Source organism: Corynebacterium haematomassiliense (assembly GCF_013978595.1).
Taxonomy (GTDB): domain Bacteria; phylum Actinomycetota; class Actinomycetes; order Mycobacteriales; family Mycobacteriaceae; genus Corynebacterium; species Corynebacterium lehmanniae.
Genome location: NZ_JACDTZ010000001.1, coordinates 1143935 through 1160304 on the forward strand (window position 1 = coordinate 1143935; position 16370 = coordinate 1160304).

Annotated in this window: 20 protein-coding genes; 9 read left to right on the top strand and 11 right to left on the bottom strand. The window is 63.3% G+C overall.

Annotated features, from left to right (window positions below; all coding sequences use genetic code 11):
- Positions 1-5: 5 nt before the first annotated feature.
- The 9 genes from H0193_RS05445 to H0193_RS05485 form a co-directional block, all read right to left on the bottom strand.
- Positions 6-1571, bottom strand: a complete 1566-nt coding sequence (locus H0193_RS05445) for a ComEC/Rec2 family competence protein (RefSeq protein WP_181888914.1) — start codon at positions 1569-1571, stop codon at positions 6-8.
- Positions 1572-1573: 2 nt separating this feature from the next.
- On the bottom strand, positions 1574-2215 hold the full coding sequence (locus tag H0193_RS05450) for a ComEA family DNA-binding protein (RefSeq protein ID WP_181888915.1): 642 nt from the start codon (positions 2213-2215) through the stop codon (positions 1574-1576).
- A gap of 102 nt (positions 2216-2317) precedes the next feature.
- Entirely contained in the window at positions 2318-3118 is an 801-nt protein-coding gene (locus H0193_RS05455; protein WP_181888916.1) for a DegV family protein, read from the bottom strand.
- Positions 3119-3751: a histidine phosphatase family protein gene (locus H0193_RS05460; protein ID WP_181888917.1), complete on the bottom strand. Its 633-nt coding sequence runs from the start codon at positions 3749-3751 to the stop codon at positions 3119-3121.
- A gap of 9 nt (positions 3752-3760) precedes the next feature.
- On the bottom strand, positions 3761-4234 hold the full coding sequence (rsfS, locus tag H0193_RS05465; RefSeq protein WP_181888918.1) for a ribosome silencing factor: 474 nt from the start codon (positions 4232-4234) through the stop codon (positions 3761-3763).
- 66 nt (positions 4235-4300) lie between these two features.
- Positions 4301-4921: a nicotinate-nucleotide adenylyltransferase gene (nadD, locus tag H0193_RS05470; RefSeq protein WP_181888919.1), complete on the bottom strand. Its 621-nt coding sequence runs from the start codon at positions 4919-4921 to the stop codon at positions 4301-4303.
- A 6-nt stretch (positions 4922-4927) separates the two neighbouring features.
- A complete protein-coding gene (locus H0193_RS05475) occupies positions 4928-5323 on the bottom strand; it encodes a hypothetical protein (protein ID WP_181888920.1) in 396 nt (131 codons plus the stop codon).
- On the bottom strand, positions 5323-6261 hold the full coding sequence (locus H0193_RS05480; protein WP_239306236.1) for a cutinase family protein: 939 nt from the start codon (positions 6259-6261) through the stop codon (positions 5323-5325). The genes H0193_RS05475 and H0193_RS05480 overlap by 1 nt, the downstream gene beginning before the upstream one ends.
- Positions 6262-6270: 9 nt before the next feature.
- On the bottom strand, positions 6271-7557 hold the full coding sequence (locus H0193_RS05485) for a glutamate-5-semialdehyde dehydrogenase (RefSeq protein ID WP_181888921.1): 1287 nt from the start codon (positions 7555-7557) through the stop codon (positions 6271-6273).
- Between the two features lie 70 nt (positions 7558-7627).
- On the opposite strand from H0193_RS05485, the gene H0193_RS05490 reads away from it, so the two are divergent.
- Together H0193_RS05490 and H0193_RS05495 are read left to right on the top strand one after the other, a co-directional pair.
- A complete protein-coding gene (locus H0193_RS05490) occupies positions 7628-7861 on the top strand; it encodes a hypothetical protein (RefSeq protein WP_126857909.1) in 234 nt (77 codons plus the stop codon).
- Complete coding sequence (locus tag H0193_RS05495) at positions 7858-8247, top strand: type II toxin-antitoxin system VapC family toxin (protein ID WP_181888922.1); 390 nt, start codon at positions 7858-7860, stop codon at positions 8245-8247. The genes H0193_RS05490 and H0193_RS05495 overlap by 4 nt, the downstream gene beginning before the upstream one ends.
- Here the strand turns inward: H0193_RS05495 and H0193_RS05500 are convergent.
- On the bottom strand, positions 8244-9164 hold the full coding sequence (locus H0193_RS05500) for a D-isomer specific 2-hydroxyacid dehydrogenase family protein (RefSeq protein ID WP_181888923.1): 921 nt from the start codon (positions 9162-9164) through the stop codon (positions 8244-8246). The genes H0193_RS05495 and H0193_RS05500 overlap by 4 nt on opposite strands.
- Before the next feature lie 141 nt (positions 9165-9305).
- Here H0193_RS05500 and H0193_RS05505 point away from each other — a divergent pair, with 141 nt between their 5' ends.
- The 7 genes from H0193_RS05505 to H0193_RS05535 all read left to right on the top strand — a co-directional run bounded on the left by H0193_RS05505 (position 9306) and on the right by H0193_RS05535 (position 15201).
- Positions 9306-9503: a hypothetical protein gene (locus tag H0193_RS05505; RefSeq protein WP_181888924.1), complete on the top strand. Its 198-nt coding sequence runs from the start codon at positions 9306-9308 to the stop codon at positions 9501-9503.
- A gap of 8 nt (positions 9504-9511) precedes the next feature.
- A complete protein-coding gene (locus H0193_RS05510; protein ID WP_181888925.1) occupies positions 9512-10510 on the top strand; it encodes a hypothetical protein in 999 nt (332 codons plus the stop codon).
- Between the two features lie 188 nt (positions 10511-10698).
- On the top strand, positions 10699-10977 hold the full coding sequence (locus H0193_RS12575; protein ID WP_158093103.1) for a pentapeptide repeat-containing protein: 279 nt from the start codon (positions 10699-10701) through the stop codon (positions 10975-10977).
- 668 nt (positions 10978-11645) lie between these two features.
- Positions 11646-13286: an IS21 family transposase gene (istA, locus tag H0193_RS05520; RefSeq protein WP_181888927.1), complete on the top strand. Its 1641-nt coding sequence runs from the start codon at positions 11646-11648 to the stop codon at positions 13284-13286.
- 3 nt (positions 13287-13289) lie between these two features.
- Entirely contained in the window at positions 13290-14057 is a 768-nt protein-coding gene (locus tag H0193_RS05525; RefSeq protein WP_070771239.1) for an ATP-binding protein, read from the top strand.
- Between the two features lie 270 nt (positions 14058-14327).
- Positions 14328-14753, top strand: a complete 426-nt coding sequence (locus H0193_RS05530) for a YjdF family protein (RefSeq protein ID WP_236883416.1) — start codon at positions 14328-14330, stop codon at positions 14751-14753.
- Between the two features lie 208 nt (positions 14754-14961).
- Positions 14962-15201 carry a hypothetical protein gene (locus H0193_RS05535; protein WP_181888928.1) on the top strand — a complete coding sequence of 80 codons (240 nt, stop codon included), beginning with the start codon at positions 14962-14964 and terminating at the stop codon, positions 15199-15201.
- Positions 15202-15222: 21 nt separating this feature from the next.
- Here H0193_RS05535 and proB read toward each other — a convergent pair whose 3' ends face one another.
- Positions 15223-16338, bottom strand: coding sequence for a glutamate 5-kinase (gene proB / locus H0193_RS05540; protein WP_181888929.1), 1116 nt, complete (start codon positions 16336-16338; stop codon positions 15223-15225).
- Positions 16339-16370 lie beyond the last annotated feature (32 nt).

A 16370-nucleotide genomic window follows, 5' to 3' on the forward strand; every position in this document is an offset into this window, starting at 1 on the left:
TTTGCTTAGTCGTTGGGGAAGATGACGGGGATACCCTCCCGCGTGGCCACCGGGCGGCCGCGCGGTGGGCCGCCTTCCACAACGACGACGATCTGGGCCCACCCTGGTACCGGCTCCACCTCATCGATGGTGTCCACCACGTGGGCGCGCAGCCCGGCCGGGTCCACGGGCGCGGGGTGCTCGGGTGCCGTGAACAGCACCAGGCAGGCGGCCGCCGCGCACACGGTGGCGCGGGGGCGGCCCGTCAAAAACCCGGCGAGCACCCACCCGTAGACCACAAGAGCGGTCAATGGGGTCGCCGAAACCGTCGCACTAGGCAGCCCCGCGCCGATCTTCGCCACCGTGTGCACCCACCACGCCAACGGCTCGACGCACCACAGCACCGGCACCTCCAGCCCGCCGGGCAAAAGCGACGCCACCGCCGCGATGAGCCCGAGCACCGTCACCGGCCCCACCACCGGTGCGACCAGCACGTTGGCACCGACCGAGACCAGCGAGACTTTGCCGGCCATCATCGCCACGATGGGCATGGTGGCCAGGTCCGCCGCCACCGCCACAGCAAGGGCGCGAACGAGGATGTCCGGCCAGCCAGTCACCGCCAGTGCGCGGTACAACAGCGGGTAGAGCGCCACGATGCCCGCCGTCGCCGCCACCGACAGGGCGAAGCCGTAGTGCACCGCGAGGTCCGAATCCACCAGCACCAACCCGATAACGGACAGGCACAGCGCGTGGATGGGCTCGGCCTGCCGGGAGGCGAGCACCGCGACCAGCCCCACCAGGCCGGACACCGAGGCGCGCAACACGCTCGGCTCCGGGCCAACCAGCCCGGCGTAGACCAGCAGGGCCACCGCCGAGGCCGCGATCCTGCCGCGCAACCCCGCCCTCAAAGCGGCCGCGGCCACCGTGGCGAAAGTGGCCACGATCGCGATATTCGCCCCGGACACGGCGGACAAATGTGACAGGCCTGTGTCGATGTACATCTGTTGTTCGGCTGGCGGTTGCAGGGAGACGTCGCCAAGCACCATGCCCGGAATGAGCCCGCGCGCACCCTCGCCCACCTGCGCCTCCACCGCCGCGGCGAAAGTCGTGCGCACGTGGTGGGCGAACGCCGCTAATCCGCGAGGCGGGCCAAGGACCTCGACGTCGCCGTTGAGCACGAACGGGTTCACGCCCGGCACGCCAGATTCTTTGGACACACCACGGCCCACCACGTGCGCGCCGGCGACCGCACCGTCGGGCAGCTCCTCGGCAAACACCGGCGTCGTCGACGGCTGGCCGGGCACCTTCACCCTCACCAGGTAGGCGCCCGACTCGGTCTGCTTCGGGGTGCCGCTGACGGTGCCCACGATCTCGGAGGCGGAGACGCTTGCGTGTTTGCGCACCGCCGCCGTGAGCGTCGCCGCCGCGCCGAGGCCCGCGGTCAGCACCGCCTGGCCATACTCGCGCGCGAGCAGGCAGCCGGCGGCGAGGACCCCGACAACAAGAAGCGCCGCCCACACCCCGAACAGGACGCAGCACGCCGCCGCGGCCCACACCGCCAGCGCTGCCGGCACCAGCCGCAGCTCCGACACCGCTACAGCCCCACCATGTCGCGCATGGCCTCGAACTTCGCGGGTCCGATGCCACGGACGTCCATGAGCTGCTCCACCGCGGTAAACGGCCCGTTGGCCTCGCGGTGGGCCACGATCGCCGCCGCGGTCGCCTCCCCCACCCCGGGCAGCGCGGTCAGCTCGGAGGCGGACGCGTTATTCAGCGACACCGTTCCAGCGTCAGGCGCGGCCGCTCCTCCGCCGCCTGCCGGGGGCGCGGCGCCGACGGCCTGGACGTGGATCTGCTGGCCGTCCACAAGCAGCTGCGCCTGGTTGTGCGCCAGTAAATCGGCGTGCGGCAGCGGCTGTGCGATCTGCAGGGCGTCGGCGATGCGGGAGCCCTCGTTCAGCGTCATCAGTCCCGGGTTGGCCACCTCCCCCACCACGGCCACGACCACCACCCCGCTGACCTCGGTCGGCGAGGCCACCTGCTCCCAGTCGACGTCCCCCTCCGACCCGCCGCCACGCAGCAGCGCCCACGCACCCACTACAACCAGCAGCGCGACCACCGCCGCGGCGGCCGGCTTCACCGGCACGGACACACGCGGCGCGGGATAGCGCACGGCCAGGAGGTCCTCTTCCCCGGTGGGCCGGGTGAGCTCCTGGAGACGGTCGATGGCGTTCATGCCCGGCACGCTAAGCCGAGAACCCCCGCACCGGAAGCCCCCACCCGCAAACCTGTGGATAACGTTGTTGCGGCGTCACCAATCAGGGCGGGTTATCCACACCTACTGGGCAGATTCCCGAGAAGAAAAGACAACCGACAGCCCAATGGCGCCGGGGCCGGTGTGGACCGCGAGGACGTCGACAAGCGGCTCGCACATCACCCGCGAGCCCTCCGGCAACTCCGCCTCAAGCGAAGATGCCAGCTGCTCGGCCGCCTCCTCGGCGTCCGCGTGCTGGATCGCCGCGAACACCGGCTGCCCCTCGGCGCGCTCCACCACCAGCTCCGTGAGCTTGGCAAACGCCTTCGACTGGGTGCGGGTCTTGCCAGCAAGCTCCAGCTTGCCGTCGTGGATGCGCAAAATCGGCTTGTTAGCCAGAAGCGCCGCGGAGAGCACCGCGGTGCCGGTAGGCAGGCGCCCGGATTTGCGCAGGTCGTCGAGCTGGTGCAGGTACACCCACGTCTCGGAGCGGGCGAGCGTCGATTTCGCCATCGCCTCGCACGCCGCCAAGTCCCCGCCTTCCTGGGCCACGGTGGCGGCGGCCATGGCGGCCGCGCCGATGGTCATGCCGGCGGCGTCCGTCTCCACCACTTTCACCGTGCCGGGAAACACCGCGGACGCCGCCACGGCCGCGGACCACGTCGACGACAGCGCCTTGGACAGGTGCAGCGCGATCACCCCGTCGTCGCCGCCGCGCTCCAGCTGGCGCGCGTAGCAGGCCGCAAGCTCCAGCGAGGACAGCCCGGAGGTGCCCCTGTCCTCGCCGCTGCCCATGACGTGCATGTCGGCGACGGTGATGTCCAGCTCGCGGACGACCTCGGGCGGCAGCCCCGCCGAGGAATCCACCACCACGCGCACTGCCATTTAGTTCAGCCCCCGGTTCCAGGCTTCGAGGAACCAGCGGATCTTCGCCGGTTCGTCCAGGCGCGGCATCGCCACCAGCCGCGCCGTGTTCGCGTTGCCCAGCCCCTTGATCGCGGGGTACTGCGTCACCACGAAGCCCAGCAGCGACGCGGTCAGCGCGGCGATGGTGCCGCCGTGGGAGACCAAAAGCACGGCGGAGTTGTCCCACTCGTCGTAGTCGCGCATCAACTCGTCCACCACGGCCTGCGCGCGCGCCGCCACCTCGAGACGGCTTTCCCCGCGCGGCGGCGCCCACGTCGCGTCGGTGCGCCACACCGCCCGCGCACCTTCGTGCTCCGTGTCCACCTCGGTGTGGGTTTTGCCCTGCCAGTCGCCGAGGTGTGTTTCGCGCAGCCGCTTATCGACGTCTACAGTCAACCCCAAATCCGCCGCCACCACGTCAGCAGTGTTTTTCGCGCGCACGAGGTCGGAGGAGATAATCTTGGAAATACCCAGGTCACGCAGCTCTTTGGCGGCGGCGTGGGCCTGGTTCACACCGCGTTCGGAGAGCACGGTGTCCAGCTGCCCCTGCATGCGGGAGGTGGCGTTGTACTCCGTTTCGCCGTGGCGCAGCAGGATCAAACGTCGTTGCATGCGCGACGCCTAGAACTCGTCGTCTGCGGCCGCCGGGCCGTCGCCGGCCAGCGGCAGGTCCTCGATGTTCTGCGCCTCGCGCAGCTCGGCCTCGTTGCCGAAGGTGGCGGGGCGCTCGTAGGGCTCCAGGCCCTCGACCTCGATGGCCGGGCAGTCCGCGTACAGGCGGTCCAGGCCGTAGAACTCGCGCTCTGCCTCGCGCTGGATGTGCACGACGAAGTTGCCGTAATCCAGCAGCACCCAGCGGTTTTCGCGGTTGCCCTCGCGGCGCTTCGGCTCCACGCCCTCATCCGTCAGGTCGTCTTCGACCTCCTGGACGATGGCGGCGACCTGGCGCTCGTTGTCGGCGGAGACGATCACGAACACGTCCGTGATGGCCATGACGTTGGTGACGTCGATAACAGCGATGTTCTTGCCAAGCTTTTCGTCGGCCGCTTTGGCGGCAATCTTGGCCCGGTCGATGGAGATCTGCGGAGCGGTCAAGTGGCAAACCCTTCGTTGGTTGGACAGACCCCGCCATTGTCCCACGACACGGCCTAAGAGTGCTACTTAGGCATAGAGGGCGTTTTTGGTGATGTACTGCACCACCCCGTCCGGCACGAGGTACCACACGGGCCGGCCCTCGGCGGCACGCTCGCGGCAGTCGGTAGACGAGATGGCCATCGCCGGGATTTCCACCAGGTGCACGCGCTCCTGGATGTCGGCCGGCAGCATGTCCTCGCGCAGGTCGTAACCGGGGCGGGTCACGCCGACGAACTCGGCGAGCTGGAACATCTCTTCCCAGTCGTGCCAGGACATGATGGAGGCCAGCGCGTCGGCGCCGGTGATGAAGTACAGCTCCTCGTCCGGGAACTGCTCGCGCAGGTCCCGCAGCGTATCGATGGTGTACGTCGGCCCGTCGCGGTCGATGTCGACGCGGGAGACGGAAAAGCGCGGGTTGGAGGCGGTGGCGATCACCGTCATCAGGTAGCGGTCTTCCGCCGGGCTGATGGTCTTGCCCGCCTTCTGCCACGGCTGGCCGGTGGGCACGAAGATGACCTCGTCCAGGTTGAACCGGTCCGCCACCTCGCTGGCGGCGACCAGGTGGCCGTGGTGGATCGGGTCGAACGTGCCGCCCATGACCCCGATGCGCCGCGCCTGCTCCAAGGAAGCTGCGTAGTGCTCCGTCATGCGCCGTTACCTCGCCGGGGGAAGCATGCGGATGTCCACGGACTCGATGAACAGCAGTCCGGCGCCGAGCACCAGCGCGAGCAGTGCGCCGACCACGCCGACGACAGCACCGATGCTGAGCTCGTCGCGCGTGTCGTCCGCCCACTTGTTGGCGCTGCTCGAGGAGCCGGCGGCGACCTCGCGCTCCTTGCACACCTGCTTGCCGTCCACCTCCACCGGGATCGGGTTGCCCTTGGCGTCCAGGATCGGGTTGCCCTTGGCGTCCACTTCCCACTCACAGGTCTTTTCCACCGTCACGCGCTGCGTGGTGTCACGCGTGATGGTCTCCGCGCCCGCAGGCGCAACTGAAAGCGCGACGGCGCAAGCGGTCGCGGCGGCGGTGGTCCGAATCAGCTGGTTCATTAGCCGTACCGTACCTGATCCACGAAGCGCCCGAACGCGTCGGAGACTTGGTTGTCCCAGCGGGAGCTCCAGCGGAAGTAGCGGGCGTGGTTGCCGCCGGTGGCGCGGGAGGCCTCCAGCGTCTGCACGGACAAGTCGCACACGGCGTCCAGCGGCAGGCAGTAGTTGACGCGGTTGCGGGTCGCCGCGGCGGTCTTGGTGTTAAACGGCAGCGCGCCGAGGATGCCACCCGCGCCGCCGCCGCGCACGCCCACGGTGGACCAGTCGCCCGGGGCGGTGTTCGGGTTGCCAAAGTAGACCACGCCGGCGAGCTGGCCGCGCCGCGCCAGTTCACGCTCGTGCTCCAGCAGAATCATCGCGCCCTGGGAGTAGCCGGACAGGATGTACTTCGGGCGGCAGCCGGTGGCGCCCTGGTAGTCGTTGATCATCTGCATCACGCCACCCCGGCCGATTTTCACCGAGTCCAGGAACTGGTTCGAGGCCCTGCGCGCCATCATGAACATCGGGTTGGCCCACTGGATGGCAAGGCCGAGCGCCTGCAGCAGCGTCGACGGCACGGCGACCTCGGGCACGTCGTACTCCGGGAACGTCGCCGGGTAGTAGCGCGGCTCCAAGCCGATGACCTCGACGTCCTTCATCAGCGAGTTGCCGCCGTGGGTGGCGGTGTAGCGGCGCTCCGCGTGCTGGAGGAAGGCGCGGATGGTCTCCGCTTCCCAGCCGTTGGAGGTCCAGGCCGCCCCGCCCGAGTAGCGCGTGGGGTAGATCTGGGTGTTTTGGCCGGAGCCGCGGGCGGCGATGACGGCGACGGCCGGGCAGCGGGTTTGCGCGTCGGCTTCCTGCACGGGCGCGACGGGGGAAACTGTGGCTGTCACGGCGGTGGCGACAGCGGTGGCGAACAGGCCGAAGCGGGCGCGCCAGGAGGAACGGGATTTTTTCACGCGGATAGACTAGCGCACCTGGCCGGTACCTTCCAGGATCCATTTGGTGGTGGTCAGCTCCGGCAGCGCCATCGGTCCGCGGGCGTGCAGTTTCTGGGTGGAGATGCCGATTTCCGCCCCCATGCCGTATTGCTCCCCGTCCGTGAAGGCGGTCGATGCGTTGAGTACGACGGCGGCGGCGTCCACGGCGTCAGCGAACCGTCGCAAAGCATGTGCGTCCTGGGCCGCAATCGCCTCGGTGTGGCCGCTGGAGTAGTGCGCGATGTGGGCGATCGCCCCCTCGACGCCGTCCACGACCGCGCTCGCGATGTCCATGCTCAGGTACTCCTCGGCGAAATCGGCCTCGGTCGCAGGCGAAACGTCCGCACCAAACGCAGCATGCTTCTCGACGTCTCCGTGCACCTCAACCCCCGCAGCCTGCAACGCTGAGACGACCGCACGCTTGTCCTCGTCCGCGAGAGCCGCGTCAATGAGCACTGTCTCGGTGGCGTTGCACACGCTGACCCGGCGCGTCTTGCCGTTGATGAGCATCGCGATCGCCTTGTCCAGATCCGCGGAGGCGTCGATGTAGAAGTGACAGTTGCCCGTGCCCGTCTCAATGGTGGGCACGGTCGCGCCGGTGACCACCGCCTCGATCAGCCGGGCGCTGCCGCGGGGGATGACAACGTCGACAAGCCCACGCGCGGTGATGAGGTCCTGGACCGACTCGTGGGAGTCGCACGGCAGCAACTGCACCGCTTCGCGCGGCAGGTCGTGTGCCGCGAGGGTGTCCTGCAGTATTTCGACGAGCTTGTTGTTCGAGTGCCGCGCCGTCTTCGATCCGCGCAACAGCGCCACGTTGCCGGATTTCAGCGCTAGGCCGAACGCGTCGACGGTGACGTTCGGACGGGCCTCGTAGACCATGCCCATCACACCGAGCGGGACGCGCACCTTCTTCATCTGGATGCCGTTGGGCAGCGTGCGGCCGGTGAGCACCTCCCCCACCGGGTCCTGCAAGCTGGCCACCTGGCGCAGGCCGCCGGCGATGCCCTCGATGCGGTCCTGGTCGAGTGCAAGCCGGTCCAGCACCGACTCCGCCAGGCCATTTTGGCGGCCGGTTTCAAGGTCGCGGGCGTTGGCGTCGAGGATCTCCCCGGCGCGCTCCGTCAGCGCAGCGGCGGCCGCGAGCAGCACCGCGTCCTTCGCCGGGGTCGGCAGCGCGGCGATTATCGGCGCTACCTCCTTCGCGCGGCGCGCCTTCGCGAGCACCTCCTCGCGCTCGGCCTGTCGTTGCTGGTCAGTCTGCTGCGCACTCATGCGGCAATCCTAGCGCTAGACGATTACCAAAACCCTTGACACCGGCGCGAGGGTGGCCCACTATTTCGGTATGACCGATTTGCAGCTCTTCAACGTCCCGGAAAAGCTGGTGCGCGCTCTTGAAGCGCAGGCCCAGCTGCGGAACACCTCCGTGTCCGACGTTGCTGTTGACGAGCTGACATTCGCGCTCAACCGCCGCAAGCGTTCCGCGGCTCTGGCTCGTCTCGCCAATCTTCCCCGGGTGAGCACGAAGGGCGAGTCCATTGCCGAAGCTGTTCGCGCTGAACGGGATGCCAGGGCATGATTCTGGATACGTCCGCGGCAATCGAACTATTGCTACGTACTGAAAAGGGCGACCAAGTACTCGAGCTGATCTCTGCCGAAGACGCAGAAATCCACGCACCTCACCTACTGGTAACTGAAGTCGTGCAGGTAATGAGAAGACAGGTGCGTTCCAACGTTTTGGACGTGAGTAGAGCGGCCGAGTCTTTATCGATCTTGAGCGAGCTGGGTATCCAATTTCACGGACACCTTCCGCTCATGGCTCGAACCTGGCAGCTCCGCGAGAACGTTTCCGCTTACGACGCCACTTTCATAGCGCTTGCCGAAACGCTTAATCAGCCGCTCGTCACCGCAGATGCCCGCCTCGGTAACGCACCTGGATTCGGGGCTACCATACTGGTCATTTAGTACCCGGCGTCGACGTCGACCTCTGTGGCCATCTTCTCGCCCGCGGCGTAAAGCTCCCAGTTCTTCGCGGCCAGGCCGCCGATGCGGCGCTCCATGAACCGCGGGATGTTGGCCACGTGCGGGGTGATGACGCAGTTGTCCAGGCCCCACAGCTCGTGGTCGGCGGGCAGTGGCTCGGGCTCTGTGACATCGAGGCCGGCGCCGCGCAGGTGGCCGTCGGCAAGCGCTTGCGTGAGCGCCTGCGTATCGACGAGCGGCCCGCGCCCCACATTGACGACGACCGCAGTGTCCTTCATCTGCTCAATCCGCTGCGCATTCACCATATGGCGGGTTTCCTCCGTCAGCGGGGTGAGCAACACAAAGTAGTCATGATCTGCCCAGATCTCGCCAGCGTCCTTCATGGCAACGGAACGGTCCGCGCCGTCCACCGGGTTGCCCGAGCGGTTCACCGCAGTGATCTCCATGCCGAAGGGCTGAAGGAATCGGATCAGCGTCTTGCCGATGCCTCCGGCGCCGATGATCGCGAGCTTCTTGTTGTCGAAGAGGTACTCCTTCTCCTTGAACAGCTGCGTGTTGTTCCACTCGCGATCTACCGCTTTCATACGGTGCTCTACTGCCAGTAGGAGGGCGAGGGTGGATTCGGCGACGGTGTCGTCGTAAAGCCCACCCGCATTAGCAAAGCGCACGCCATTGGCCGCATGCTTGGACAGAATGCCGGCCTCCAGCAAACCTTCAATGCCGGCGTACTGGATCTGCACAACCTTCACGCTGTCCGGCAGCTCATCCGGGAAATCCTTCGGACCGCCACCGAACAACACGAGGTCCGGGTTGTCCTCAAGGGCGACGTGTTGATGTCCCTTCGCCTCCAGCGCAGCGATGGGTTCGTTTTTAGGCTTTGGCAAATACGTGAACTTCATGCCTACCCAGAGTATGGAAAAACTCGACCTCCGACCCCGGCATTCACACCCCGGCATTCACACCATTTAAGTGTCCAAGACCGCACCGGTGCCGCCCCTGGGAAACTGACAAACGAGTCCCGCGAACGTGCCAACGGACTCTTGAAACGTCTTCGTCAATTCGACGTGGTCATCGACTGCGACCCGTCCTCCCCACCCATCGTGGGCCTCACGAGCCTTCCGGGCTTCACCCACCTGCCACGCACAGTAGAAGACAAGAACTTCGTCATGAAGATCAAACCCGAAACTCGCATCACTCCGCTGGGTGACAAGATCTGGCGCATGGTCCTTCGGAGATAATCGACTCCATGCGTTCTCTCATCCTGAGACTTCTCGCCATTTTGCTCGCAATCGTATTTGCAGCCGGTGCGGCAGACCTTGTAATTGCCAAACGTGCGGGATTATCCCCGATTGACAGGCGGGCTCTCGAGGAGTTCCAAACACTCGCCGACACCCCGCAACTGTGGCGCGACGTCGACGTAGTGTCACACCCGTTCGTCCTCATGAGCAAAGACTCCGGATTCAGCTATCTCGTCACAAACGAGCCAGTATCGTCGCCGTTTGCCGAGCCGATTCCTGCACCGGCGGCAGAAGGTTTCCACGTATACCGGCTTGCACGCCTTTACCCGCAGCTGCTGCCAACATGGTTGCTCGGTGGCAACTTCACCACTATCGGTCACCCCAAACGAGTGCTCGGTCAGGATTCCTATTACGTGAAGTTCGGCGAGCACAGCTTCGACGTTCCAAACTCTTCTGAGCACTTCATCACTTTCCTCGCACACGAGGCTTTCCATTTCTACGGGCAGGAGAACTGGAGCATGGATCCGGGTCCGCTTGGTCAGCCAGATCTTGCTTTGCTGGAAGAAGAGCTCGTGCTTTTCGACGAAATACGCGCCGAAACCAGCCCAAGCCGCCTCAGAGACTTAGCCCACGGGCTGTTGGCTATTGAGATGCGCCGACTCGCTGCCGACCCGGAGTACGTCGCCGCTGAACGCTGGAAGGCAACGATCGAAGGCACAGCAACATACGTTGGGATCAAAGCTTTGGAAATAAAGGCCCTTACACTATCGTGTCGCAGTGGACGGATAAAAATGGAAAGCTGGTTTACTTTCGGGAAAAGGCTCGGGCGAAAAACCAGAACAAACACGGTCTATCCATTCGTGCTTCACAAGCTTCAACAAAATATGCGCCAAAAATTAAGCGCTCCGGCGACCGCTATGAATATCGCCTGCCCATGGATCATATTTCCTGCTCAGGTTGGGGACCTTTTAAGAAGTGCCGGAAAGTTGAAACCACAGACATATTAACGGTGGTTGGTTTCAACAAGATAAGGGACGGCAAACCTTACGGAGTTGTAACCACTCACTGCCTTGGCTACCAAGGCCGTTGCCCGCAATGGATTATCAATTCACCGCAGATTAAATAGCAAATGTACAAAACGATGCCTCAATCGTGGGCCACGGAGCTCGCTGGGGAAGACATTTCCGGGAAAGATATGTCCAACTATGACCTGACGGATATCAATCTCGAAGGAAGCATATGCAAAGGATGCTCGTTTCGCGGCTCCATGGTGGCATGGGCTAACTTGAAATCGGCAGATTTCACCGACGCAGATTTTACGAACGCAATTCTTAGCGAGTCAGACCTTCGTGGAGCGACATTAACGCGCGCGAATTTTACGAACGCATATCTGGTACCTGTTACCGCCAGTCCAAGGCAATTCTCTGAATGTACAGGTTTGGATGCAAGTAATGCGATACTTTATAGCCCCTGATTGCGCCTACACGAATTCCGTTCAAGCCCTACGGTGTATCGGGTGTTGAAAAACGCATAGATACGGCGCGGCGTGCGGGTGAATATACGCCCCACGGTGATTGCTGTATGGCAGGCTATATGCTTAGGCATATGGCACGACATACGCTAAAGCATATGTTATAGCGTATGTTCACCGAAACGTGGCTTTACCTGTTGGTTCTTTCATTGAGGCGGGCTCCGAAAATGCCAGTCCACAGGGCGAGTAGTCCCAGCGACGCAATAAGTGCGGTAAGAATTAGCGGCAGCTCTGCGAGGTTGAAGATGAGATAAGCGCCCAGGATCATTGCCACGCTGGTTCCGCCTCCAATCGCGGCGACTCGCATACGGTCTTGGGGCTGTTCGCGGCGGATGGTCTGGACGGCCAAGACGGTGGCACACACCAGCGCAGCCAAGACAATAACTATGTACAGTCCTCTTCTCCTTTCGGTGCTGGCGCTTATCCTATCGGGAGGGTGTGCACGGTCTGCGTGCTGCATTTCCTCAGAATCAGGGTGTTACGCGGTCGTATCTAGTAACACCGTGGTGAGTATCGAGTAACGCATTGGTGAGCATCCAGTAACAGTCCGGGGGAGGATTCTGGTGACCGCGTGACTTCAGGGCACGCGGCGTTACCAGAGGAGTCTGATTGTGACTGACTACCGGGCGGTAATGGATCAAGTGCTCAAAGGCTGGTCTGTCCGCCAAATCTGTTCGAGTCTGCGGTGCTCGCACACCACGGTGCAAAAAGCACGCGATGCGCTGGTGGAACACAACATCACAACCCGTGAGCAACTTCGTGGGGTTGCGGATCATGAGCTGGTGGACTGGTTCGTCGACGGGCGCAGCCATGCTCAGGGCGATTTCGTCCCGATCGATTTCGACGCTGTCGCCAAGGCACGCACCGGGCGCAACAAGGTGACCCTGCAGGTGTTGTGGGGCCGCTACACCGCACAGCCTGCGGACCCAGGCCAGCGGTATTACAGCTACGAGCGGTTTCGCCAGCTTGTGGCCCAACACGTTGATGCAGCTGGGCTGACCGCCAGGATCACCCATGCCCCGGGCCATACGATGCAGGTGGACTGGGCAGGCACAAAGATGCGGCTGTGTGACCCCACCGGCGGGCAAGGATCGAAGGTCAGTATCTTTGTCGCCTCGCTGCCGTATTCGGGGATGGTGTTCGCCTGCGCGTGCGCGGATGAGCGCCAGGACGCGTGGCTTGCAGCTCATATCCGCGCGTTTGAGTACTTCGGCGGGGTTGCCGAGGTCATCGTGCCGGATAATGCCTCGACAGCCTCGAACGCGATTAGTGCCGCGGACAAAAATCGTCGGGTCAACTCCACCTACGAGGAGTTTTTGGAGCACTACAACACCGCCGCGTTGCCGGCTCGGGCGAAACGACCCAAAGACAAGGCCAGCGTCGAAGCCGCAGTCAAGATCGTCACCCAAAACGTCATCCACGCACTCGATGGCCACCAGTGCGTTGGGATAGACGAGCTCAACGCGAAAATCACCGCCCTGGTCGATGGGATCAACGCTGCCACGCCGTTTCGCGGCAATGCGACGAGCAGACGCGCATTGTTTGATCAGTTCGAACGCGACGTGCTCACCGCGCTGCCTGCAACACCGTGGCAGCGCACCGAATGGAAACGCGCCAAAGTCGCACCCAATTTCCACATCAGAGTGCACAACGCGCATTACTCGGTACCGCACCAGCTGGTGGGCCGCACCGTGGATGTGCGCATCACCGGTGACAGTCTCGCCGTCTTCGACGCCGGGCAGCGTGTGGCCAGACACCAACTCGCGCGTGCCCGCGGGGTGTATGTCACCGACACCGACCACATACCGGCGAACCTGGGTGATACCCGTGGGTTGTGGACAAGTGAGTACTTCCTGCGCGAAGCCTCCAAGATCGGGCCGGCCACACGCCAGGTGATTGCCGAGCTCATCGAAGCTAAAGCGATCCCTGCCCAGGCGTACCAAGCGTGCCGCAACGTGCTCAACATGGGCAAACACGCCAACAAGCCAATCCTCGAAGATGCCTGCAGACGTTTGGTGTCCACCGACGGCAGAAGGCGTGCTGTGTCGTATACCGCGGTGAAAAACATGATGGCCGCCGTGCGCAAAGACACCTCCACACGACCTACAGGTGCTGACCTGCCAATCGATCAATTAACCGGCAGACCCGCTGACGGTGCGCCTGCCCCGTCAGCGCGTGACACCCGCGGCGCCTACCTCGGTGGTGCTGCCCAGTTCAGCCTCGAAAACCTCACCAAGAAAGGATCTGCATAACCCATGCCCCACCCGCAACCAGCATCATCATCCGCCCGCTTCCTCGACGAATCAGTCCTGCCGATCTTTACCGATCTACGCATGACCGCCTTCGGACAAAGCGTCATCGACATCGCCGCCGATCCCGCATTCGACGACTGGAGCTTCTCCGACAAAGTGCTCTACGCACTCGATAAAGAGGTAGCGGCCAAGCGTGAGAGGCGAGTCAACAAACTGCTCAAAGCATCCCGATCGCCAAATCCCGATGCTTGTATCGAAGACATCACCTACACGCCCGGCCGCACCATTAACAAAGAGCAAATCACCCGACTCGCTCACTGCCAATGGTGCCAAAGCGCACAAAACATTGTCATCCTGGGCAAATCCTCCGTCGGCAAAACCTACCTCGCCCAAGCACTACTCACCGCGGCGTGCAGAAATGACTACTCCGCACGCTTCTTCCGCACCGACACACTCGCCAACCACCTCGCCGTGCTCAAACACGACGACCCAGCCCGCATCACGTTCCTCGAAGACCTACACAACACAGACGTGTTAGTCCTCGACGACTTCCTGACCACCCCAATCGATGCCGCCACCGCACACCAACTGCTCAATATCCTCGCAGAACGCGAACCCCGCGGATCGACCATCGTGACATCCCAGTTCACACCCGACGAGTGGTACAAATCCATCCCCGACGCCGTCATCGCCGAGTCAATACTCAACCGACTCGTCGCCGGCGCCGAAATCATCACACTCGAAGGCACCAACATGCGACTGACCCAATAACCCCCGCTACCAACCTAAACGCCCGGGTGTTACTCGATACTCACCCGGGCGTTACCCGAAACTCACCACACCGTTACTAAACACGTGGTCTAAACATCAGGGTGTGTTAGTGTTACCTCCCGTAAGATCCTGATGCGCGAAACGCACAGTCTCAGTAGGAAGTCTGAGCGATAGCACTAGCCAGTTCTATCCGTCGCTTTAGCTCTTGCGCTCATTAGAGCTAAGGAATCCAGCGTCGTCAGGTCCGCTTTAGCGTACCTGGAGACAACTTTGCCTGCTCAATTCACCCTTTTTCACGATGGTCAGTTTTGGTGCGGAGTCTACGAGACTTCCAGTAACAACCAACTCCGCGCCGTCCGAGTAGTTTTCGGCCCAGAGCCTAATAACGCCGAACTTTATGAGTGGCTGCTCGTCAATGGTTCTTCCCTAGTCAAACGGGCCCATCGTTCCGTACCTATACCTGGCGCTATTGAAGAGCCACAGCGAGGAAATCCCAAACGCCTGCAGCGGAAAGTCAATAAAGAGCAACGCAAGACCTCAGGGGTGTCCTCGAAAGCCCAAGAAGCAACAAAATTAAATTTTGAATTAGCTAACGCAAACAAAAAGAAAGCTTCTCGGATCGCTCGGCGCGAGAAAGCGCAACGGAAATTTCAGATCCGTGCCGCTAAAAAGAAGGCCAAACATAAAGGCAAGTAGTCGAAGGCGTCAAAGCGAAGTTGCCATACAGCGAGAGCAAAGCTGTGTAGGCGTGAGTCAACTTATGCGCACGTACGCTCCCCGCTATATGCCTACAAGGACAAAGGGTGCCCCTAGCCTAGTGAGGGACGCGTCAACTCGGAAGATTTACATCGTTTGAGCTTGGCGTTTCCCTCCTTCCGAAGCCGTCGGATACGACTTCGGACCTATGTACTTCGACAACACCGCACACGCGCCGTTTTCAGAAATAGTGCCGTTCTACCAGTCAGGGCAGCTCGACGAAGGCTTTCTCGCCGGCCGGATGCCATACGAAACAGGAGCGCAACTCGCACTACTCCTCGATGCGCTGGACCCTGCCCAAAACTGGCAGTACTACCTCAATGGTCAAAGCCCGAATGAGAAGCGAACACTCATCGACGCCCTTGAACACACCCTCCAGGTGCACTGAAACTTCACTTACGGCTACCCCCTACAACCTGGAGGCGTAGTTGCTCAGGTAGTCGGCGTGGACGACTGGGCGGCGTTGGTGTTCGGGCAGCTCGTCGGAGTGGCGGCCGCACATCGTGGCAAGCTCCGCGGCGTCGTACGCCACTTCCCCGCGACCAATAGCTTCGGAGTCCGGCCCAAGGATCTCCACAATGTCGCCTGCATGGAACTCGCCTTGGATCCCGGTAATCCCCACTGCGAGCAGGCTCGTGCCGCCGCGGGTCACGGCCTCGACGGCGCCCTTGTCCAAGCGCAGCACGCCCTCAGCGTCCGCTGCGTAGAGGGCCCAAAACTTCCAGGCGTTGAGTTTGCTCTCCGGACGAGTGTGGAACACGGTGCCCACCTGCGCGTTTTCGAGCGCGTCCTCGATCTTCTCCGTGGCGGTAAGCAGCACCGGCACGCCGCCGCGGGTGGCTAGGCGCGCGGCCGAGACCTTCGCCGCCATGCCGCCGGTGCCGAACACACCCCCGTCGCCGGCTTCGACGTCGGTGAGGTCGTTGCCGGAGCGGACTTCGTCGAGAAGCTTCGCCCCTGGATCGGACGGGTTTTTGTCGTAGAGGCCGTCCACATCCGACAGCAGCACCAGCGCATCCGCCGACACAAGGGTGGCCACGATGGCGGAGAGGCGGTCGTTGTCGCCGAAGCGCATCTCGGAGGTGGCCACCGTGTCGTTCTCGTTGACAATCGGCACCGCCCCCATCTGCCGCAGCCGGTCGATGGTGCGCTGCGCGTTGCGGGCGCGCTCGCGGGACCCGGCGTCGCTTTGTGTGAGCAGCACCTGGCCGATCGTGCGGCCGTAGCGCGCAAACGAGGCACCCCACACCTGCGCGAGGTGGATCTGCCCCACCGACGCGGCCGCCTGCTTGGTGGCCAGATCGCGCGGGCGTGCCTTCAGCCCCAGCGGCCCCATGCCCGCCGCGATGGCGCCCGAGGAAACCACGACCACTTCGGAACCGCGCACGATGCGGTGTTCAATAGCGTCCACGATGCGGTCGATCTTCGCCGGATCCAGCTCGCCTGCGGCATTGACCAGGGAACTCGTGCCTAGCTTGACCACAATGCGGCGGGCGGAGGCGATCGTTTGGCGAAGCGTTGTCATACGCGGAAAGTCTACGCCTGTGGCTAACCCGC

Excerpts from the sequence above, each read along its gene's own strand:
- H0193_RS05450 (WP_181888915.1), bottom strand. The coding sequence starts at position 2,215 with ATGAACGCCATCGACCGTCTCCAGGAGCTCACCCGGCCCACCGGGGAA.
- H0193_RS05455 (WP_181888916.1), bottom strand. The coding sequence starts at position 3,118 with ATGGCAGTGCGCGTGGTGGTGGATTCCTCGGCGGGGCTGCCGCCCGAG.
- H0193_RS05460 (WP_181888917.1), bottom strand. The coding sequence starts at position 3,751 with ATGCAACGACGTTTGATCCTGCTGCGCCACGGCGAAACGGAGTACAAC.
- nadD (WP_181888919.1), bottom strand. The coding sequence starts at position 4,921 with ATGACGGAGCACTACGCAGCTTCCTTGGAGCAGGCGCGGCGCATCGGG.
- H0193_RS05475 (WP_181888920.1), bottom strand. The coding sequence starts at position 5,323 with ATGAACCAGCTGATTCGGACCACCGCCGCCGCGACCGCTTGCGCCGTC.
- H0193_RS05485 (WP_181888921.1), bottom strand. The coding sequence starts at position 7,557 with ATGAGTGCGCAGCAGACTGACCAGCAACGACAGGCCGAGCGCGAGGAG.
- H0193_RS05490 (WP_126857909.1), top strand. The coding sequence starts at position 7,628 with ATGACCGATTTGCAGCTCTTCAACGTCCCGGAAAAGCTGGTGCGCGCT.
- H0193_RS05495 (WP_181888922.1), top strand. The coding sequence starts at position 7,858 with ATGATTCTGGATACGTCCGCGGCAATCGAACTATTGCTACGTACTGAA.
- H0193_RS05500 (WP_181888923.1), bottom strand. The coding sequence starts at position 9,164 with ATGAAGTTCACGTATTTGCCAAAGCCTAAAAACGAACCCATCGCTGCG.
- H0193_RS05510 (WP_181888925.1), top strand. The coding sequence starts at position 9,512 with ATGCGTTCTCTCATCCTGAGACTTCTCGCCATTTTGCTCGCAATCGTA.
- H0193_RS12575 (WP_158093103.1), top strand. The coding sequence starts at position 10,699 with ATGTCCAACTATGACCTGACGGATATCAATCTCGAAGGAAGCATATGC.
- H0193_RS05525 (WP_070771239.1), top strand. The coding sequence starts at position 13,290 with ATGCCCCACCCGCAACCAGCATCATCATCCGCCCGCTTCCTCGACGAA.
- H0193_RS05535 (WP_181888928.1), top strand. The coding sequence starts at position 14,962 with ATGTACTTCGACAACACCGCACACGCGCCGTTTTCAGAAATAGTGCCG.
- proB (WP_181888929.1), bottom strand. The coding sequence starts at position 16,338 with ATGACAACGCTTCGCCAAACGATCGCCTCCGCCCGCCGCATTGTGGTC.